Source organism: Vibrio sp. 10N.261.52.A1 (assembly GCF_002876325.1).
In the GTDB taxonomy this organism is placed as follows: domain Bacteria; phylum Pseudomonadota; class Gammaproteobacteria; order Enterobacterales; family Vibrionaceae; genus Vibrio; species Vibrio chagasii.
The window spans coordinates 1-6,273 of the sequence record NZ_MCYD01000971.1 but is presented as its reverse complement, the minus strand read 5'-3'; the positions used below and the strand labels follow the sequence as shown (position 1 = coordinate 6,273).

6 protein-coding genes are annotated in these 6,273 nt (G+C 45.7%); 2 read left to right on the top strand and 4 right to left on the bottom strand.

The genetic code is table 11. The features are described from left to right. Both BCT81_RS21125 and BCT81_RS21120 read left to right on the top strand, forming a co-directional pair. Positions 1–319, top strand: a 319-nt coding sequence (locus BCT81_RS21125; RefSeq protein ID WP_198596938.1) for a U32 family peptidase, incomplete at its 5' end; no start/stop codon positions are given. A gap of 18 nt (positions 320–337) precedes the next feature. Further along, positions 338–1,216 (top strand): U32 family peptidase, encoded by an 879-nt coding sequence (locus tag BCT81_RS21120; RefSeq protein WP_198596937.1) that lies wholly within the window; start codon positions 338–340, stop codon positions 1,214–1,216. Between the two features lie 86 nt (positions 1,217–1,302). On the opposite strand, the gene BCT81_RS21115 is transcribed toward BCT81_RS21120, so the two are convergent. The 4 genes from BCT81_RS21115 to pnp form a co-directional block, all read right to left on the bottom strand. Continuing rightward, positions 1,303–2,640 carry an MATE family efflux transporter gene (locus tag BCT81_RS21115; protein WP_102425719.1) on the bottom strand — a complete coding sequence of 446 codons (1,338 nt, stop codon included), beginning with the start codon at positions 2,638–2,640 and terminating at the stop codon, positions 1,303–1,305. A gap of 88 nt (positions 2,641–2,728) precedes the next feature. Continuing rightward, entirely contained in the window at positions 2,729–3,136 is a 408-nt protein-coding gene (locus BCT81_RS21110; RefSeq protein WP_102425721.1) for a MarR family transcriptional regulator, read from the bottom strand. Between the two features lie 153 nt (positions 3,137–3,289). Further along, a complete protein-coding gene (nlpI, locus tag BCT81_RS21105; RefSeq protein ID WP_004740631.1) occupies positions 3,290–4,213 on the bottom strand; it encodes a lipoprotein NlpI in 924 nt (307 codons plus the stop codon). A gap of 124 nt (positions 4,214–4,337) precedes the next feature. Beyond that, on the bottom strand, positions 4,338–6,273 hold a 1,936-nt coding region (gene pnp / locus BCT81_RS21100), incomplete at its 5' end, for a polyribonucleotide nucleotidyltransferase (RefSeq protein ID WP_102425718.1).

The window sequence follows — 6,273 nt, the reverse complement described above, 5'->3', positions numbered from 1 at the left end:
GTTATGTAAAGGCCGTTTTGAAGCGGATATCGATGGTGAACGTAAGCGTTATCATGCACTCGAAGAGCCAACGAGCCTTAATACACTATCCATGCTTCCTGAACTATTCGCAGCTAATGTCGCTTCAGTGAAGATTGAAGGCCGTCAACGCAGCCCGGCTTATGTAGAACAAGTGACTCGTACTTGGCGTGCTGCCATCGACCGCTACTTAGCAAACCCTGAACAGTACCAAGTAGAACAAGCTTGGAATGCGACACTGGCGAATGTATCTGAAGGTACACAAACCACGCTTGGCGCTTATCACCGTAAATGGCAATAGAGCCAACTGGAGAACTCAATGAAATACGCATTAGGCCCTCTACTTTATTTTTGGCCAAAACAAGACGTTGAAAGCTTTTACGAGCAAGCAAAATCAAGCTCAGCAGACATCATCTACCTAGGTGAAGCGGTATGTTCAAAGCGTCGCGAGATGAAAGCAAAACACTGGATGGATATTGCTAAAGAGCTGTCTGCATCAGGTAAGCAAGTCGTACTGTCGACCATGGCATTGCTCGAAGCGCCTAGCGAAGTCAACATCATGAAGAAGTACATTGATAACGGTGACTTTGCTATTGAAGCGAACGATGTGTCTGCCATTCAACTGGCTAGCGAAAGCAAAGTACCATTCGTAGTTGGCCCAGCAGTAAACACCTACAACGCACGCACGCTGAACTTATTCTTAAAGCAAGGTATGACGCGCTGGTGTATGCCGGTTGAACTTTCTCGTGAATGGCTAAGTAATGTGATGGCACAGTGTGACGAGCTCAACATCCGCAACAAGTTTGAAGTCGAAGTATTTAGCCATGGCTACTTACCACTAGCATATTCAGCTCGCTGCTTTACAGCTCGTGCAGAGAACAAAGCCAAAGACGACTGTGAAACTTGCTGTATCAAGTACCCAACAGGCCTTCAGGTTGAGAGCCAAGAGGGTCAGTCTGTCTTCAACCTTAACGGCATCCAGACTCAATCAGGCTACTGCTACAACTTGGTCAATGACTTACCAAACATGCATGACTTAGTGGATGTGGTTCGTTTAAGCCCACTTGGCGTTGATACCTTCTCTGAAATCAATAACTTCAGAGCCAACGAACAGGGTCAAAACCCAATGAAGATTGAGAGCCGCCAATGTAATGGCTACTGGCATCAGCTTGCAGGTTTAGACGTTAAAAACATCTAAATGCTAGTTTCAAAACGAAGCGATTTTCAAAACGAAAAAGGTCTAGCACATGCTAGACCTTTTTAGTTCGTCTCAAGAAAATCGACCTATGCCGTTGCGGTTTCCATCGGCGAGGCGTCGAGCTTCTTTACGTCTTTGTAGAGCATCACCATCACCACCGCGCTCAACGCGATATTAGACAGTGGATACGCAATCCAGATCCCCGGCACGCCATACAACTTAGGCATAATATACAGGAATGGCAGTTGAATCAGCATGTTACCTACCGTCACAAACATCGCTTTGCTGCCCTTGTTCACCGCCTGGTAGTAAGCACCCGCTACCACCAAGAAGCCATCAAGCGCCAATGCGAACATGTGCAGTCGAATACCCAATACGGTGTACTCAACTAGCTGAGGTTCGTCCGAGTTAAACACTGAAACAAACTCACGTGGGAACACGTTCAATAGCAATACAAACGCGACACCAATCAAGACAGAACTCGACATCGCAATCTTAAGCAACTTGCGAATATTCGCTTGGTTACGTGCACCATGGTTGTAGCTCACCAATGGTTGCATACCGTTAGCGATACCTTCCGCAGTTAGGTAATAAACCGTCACGATGTAGCCCAAAATAGCATAAGCACCAATCATCAACTGGTCGCCATATTGAGAGAACAAAGCGTTGTGCAATGCCACCATCATTGAGCCATAAGCGTACATAAAAAAGCTTGATGTACCAATCGCGAAAATCTGTGGGATTACTGCAAGCTTCAATCTCAACTCGCTCCAACGTAAACGTAGGTTTGCACGGCGAGAGAAGAAGTAAGCGAGACCCAAAGCCGTTACCACAAACTGAGCAACCGCTGTAGCCAATGCGGCGCCCATCAACTCCCATCCAAATAGAGCAATAAGCAAGTAATCCAGAACAATATTAATGACCGCACCAATAATCATCAGGATAGTCGCTAGATTCGGGCTGTCGTCGTTACGCAGTAGAAACGGCATCGCGATAGAACCCAAGGTAAACACGCTGGCGCCAATCAAGATGTGTAAGTACTGCAAACCAAGCTCATACACTCGCCCTTCTGCGCCCTGCCAAAGTAAAAAGTTATCGGCAAACAGATACAGCAATATAGAAACAATGGGGGTTATGGCTAACAACAAAGTCAAACCCGTAGCTAAGATCTGCTTAGCACCTTGAGTGTCTTTTTCACCTTGGCGAATCGATACCAGCGCTCCAGTACCGACACCCACCAGCATACCTAGACCAAGAATCGAACCGATCACCGGCCACGCGACGTTGATACCCGCCAGTCCATCAGCGCCGACATAACGACCGATAAAGATGCCATCCACAACTTGGTAGAGGCCATTAACTAGCATCGCCGCAACCGTTGGGATTGTGTATCGCCAAAATTGACGACTAATTGAGTTACTCATTTCTTACTCTACTTTCATTGTAAGTCACATATCAGTGGGATATGACTCGATAAGTTAGTTAATAAGACTAACTAAATATCTAAATTAATTACTTCAACGCTTTGTCTAATAACTGGTTCAGTTGCTTGGACTCTTGCTCAGACAAACGGCTTTCCAGTATTTGTGCCATCACTTGATAGATCTTGCTCTCTTCTTCTAAACCTAGTTCTGCTTTGTGGGTCAGTACCACGAGTTTAGATCTCGCATCTTCCAGTGATGCTTTACGCTCCACAAGGCCTTTTCTCTCAAGCCTTTGTACCATAGTCGTCGCTGAAGGCTTGGTCACCTGCATTTCAATAGCAAGGTCGGTCAATCGAATCGGCTCAGGAGAGGCCTGAATCACCTTTAAGTAGTCATATTCGTTGAAGCTCAACTGGCAGATTGGATCTTCATTTACCTGTGTTCGCCATACTTTCGAGGCGAAGCGTTCTATCTTCTCTAAATTCTGGTTTAGCATAGTCACCCAATCAAAAAATAGCATTTAGTTAGCAAGGCTAACTATTTTAATCCTGTTTAAATAAAAAGCAATCCAAAACGAGACAAAGATCATAACAAGTAGGCACAAAAAAGCCGCTGACTGGCAGCGGCTTTGATAGTAAAAATGATCTATTTAGCGAGCATCAGCTTCTTGCTCTGCTTCAGCCAGCTTAGCTTGAGCGAGGTGCTCTGCTTTTAGCGTAGTGAAAATACGGCTTAACTCTAGGAAAGAGTAACGATGCTCTACGTATTCAAATACGTTAAAAGAGACCGATAACTTATACAAAGAGATCGCATTCGCGTAGTCACCATTCATGTGGTAACGCTTAGCCAGATAGAAGTATGTCTCGGTTAAGCGCTGTGCCAGCAACGTGTTATCACGAGTACCCGTTAAGATCGCTTTGAATGCCTGCTCTTCAGTAATGTCATCGAGCATGATAGCGACTAATACCCAGCCCCACTGCTCGTCATGATTCTCATAACGTTTTTGCAGGTCAAGCTTAGCTTGTTCAGGCGTTAGCTCATGCTGAATGATGTATAACCAAAGCGCGCGGAATGGATCACTCGGATCATCGGCGTAGTGCTTCATCATTTCTTCATTAGCTAAGTCGTAACGCTCACCATAATAGAGTGCGATAGCGCGGTTTCTCTCTGCATATGAATTCGCAGGATCAAGCTCGAGCGTAGAGTCGAAAGATTCATAAGCCGCATCGAACTCTCCTACTTGCGTGAAGTAGACACCCAAAAGGTTGAAGATATCAGGCTGAGCTGGGTTCAATGAAAGAGATTGATTAAAGTCTAAACGCGCTAAATCCCTTAGGCCGACACTGTCGTAGTAGTTACCACGTTCAAACAGCATCTTAGCTCTAACTTCATCATTCAGATCTGGGCGCTGTAGTAGCTGACTCAAACGTGCAATCTGAACTTCTTGCTGGACGCTCGGTTGTAAAGGCACAGCCATTGGCGGGTAAACCCAACTTGAGGCGTTATCTGATGTTGTTGCACAACCAGTTAGTACAAGCAGTAAACACATACTCGCGGTTTGAAACCATTTCACAAATAATTACTCCTGTTATGACCGCAATTAAAAAGGGGAGCGATATGCTCCCCTTTATAACATGCTTTGTTGACGATAGGTTAAAAATCACTAAAAAGCGATATTACTATCGACACACTGAGAATTACTCAGCAGCAGGTGCTTCGCCTTCAGCCGGCGTTTCAACTGCTTCTTTCATGCTTAGACGTACACGGCCTTGACGGTCAATCTCAAGAACCTTAACAGGAACTTCTTGACCTTCAGTTAGGTAGTCAGACACTTTCTCAACGCGCTTGTCAGCGATTTGAGAGATGTGTACTAGACCATCTTTACCTGGAAGGATAGTTACGAATGCACCGAAGTCAGCTAGGCGAGCAACTTTACCTTGGTAAATGCGGCCAACTTCAACTTCAGCTGTGATCTCTTCGATACGACGGATAGCTTCTTTAGCAGCAGCGCCTTCAGTAGCAGCAATCTTGATTGTGCCGTCGTCTTCGATTTCGATCGTAGTACCCGTTTCTTCACAAAGAGCACGGATAACTGCACCGCCTTTACCGATAACATCTTTGATCTTATCAGAGCTGATTTTCATTGTGTGGATACGTGGAGCGAACTCAGAGATATCTTCACGAGCACCAGAGATAGCTTCATCCATTACAGAAAGGATGTGCTTACGTGCACCTTGCGCTTGGTTAAGAGCAATTTGCATGATCTCTTTAGTGATACCTTCGATCTTGATGTCCATTTGAAGTGCAGTGATACCGTCGTTAGTACCTGCTACTTTAAAGTCCATGTCACCTAGGTGGTCTTCGTCACCAAGGATGTCAGAAAGAACTACGAAGTCATCGCCTTCTTTAACAAGACCCATTGCGATACCCGCAACAGAAGACTTGATTGGAACACCAGCGTCCATAAGCGCTAGAGATGTACCACATACAGAAGCCATTGAAGAAGAACCGTTAGATTCAGTGATTTCCGATACAACACGAACTGTGTATGGGAACTCATCAACAGAAGGCATTACTGCAGCGATACCACGCTTAGCTAGTTTACCGTGGCCGATTTCACGACGCTTAGGAGAACCTACAAAACCAGTTTCGCCAACACAGTATGGAGGGAAGTTGTAGTGTAGTAGGAAGTTATCTTTACGCTCGCCTGTTAGCTCATCGATGATTTGAGCGTCACGCTGTGTACCAAGCGTAGCAGTAACGATAGCTTGAGTTTCACCACGAGTGAATAGAGAAGAACCGTGAGTACGTGGAAGAACGCCAGTGCGAACGTCTAGTGCACGAACCATGTCTTTTTCACGGCCATCGATACGTGGGTTACCAGCGATGATGCTGCGACGTACCACTGTTTTCTCTAGGTCGTGGAAGATAGAGTGAACTTCTTTTAGGTTTACTTCTTCGTCTTCAGATACTAGTACTTCGTTAACTTCAGCCGCGATCTCGTGGATACGGTCGTAACGAGTCATTTTCTCTGTGATTTGGTAAGCTTCAACTAGCTTAGCTTCTGCAAGCTCAGCGATGCGAGTGTTAAGCGCAGTGTTCTCTTCTGGAGCAACCCAATCCCATGCAGGAGTAGCAACTTCAGCTGCGAATTCGTTGATCGCGTTGATAACAACTTGTTGTTGATCGTGACCAAATACTACCGCTGATAGCATCTCTTCTTCTGTTAGGTTGTCTGCTTCAGACTCAACCATTAGAACCGCACCAGCAGTACCAGAAACAACAAGGTCAAGCTTAGACGTTTCTAGCTCAGTGTTGCTTGGGTTAAGTACTAGTTGACCGTCGATGTGACCAACACGTGCTGCACCGATAGGACCGTTGAACGGGATACCAGAGATAGCAAGTGCTGCAGAAGTACCGATCATTGTTACCATGTCAGGCTGAACGTCTGGGTTTACAGACATTACTGTAGCGATAACTTGAACTTCGTTCTTGAATGCATCTGGGAAAAGAGGACGAATTGGACGGTCGATTAGACGAGCCGTTAGTGTTTCGCCTTCTGATGGACGACCTTCACGCTTGAAGAAGCCACCTGGGATTTTACCAGCAGCGTATGTACGCTCTTGGTAGTTA

Bases quoted from the DNA above. Each gene is read 5' to 3' on its own strand.
- BCT81_RS21120 (WP_198596937.1), top strand. From the start codon at position 338: ATGAAATACGCATTAGGCCCTCTACTTTATTTTTGGCCAAAACAAGAC.
- BCT81_RS21115 (WP_102425719.1), bottom strand. From the start codon at position 2,640: ATGAGTAACTCAATTAGTCGTCAATTTTGGCGATACACAATCCCAACG.
- BCT81_RS21110 (WP_102425721.1), bottom strand. From the start codon at position 3,136: ATGCTAAACCAGAATTTAGAGAAGATAGAACGCTTCGCCTCGAAAGTA.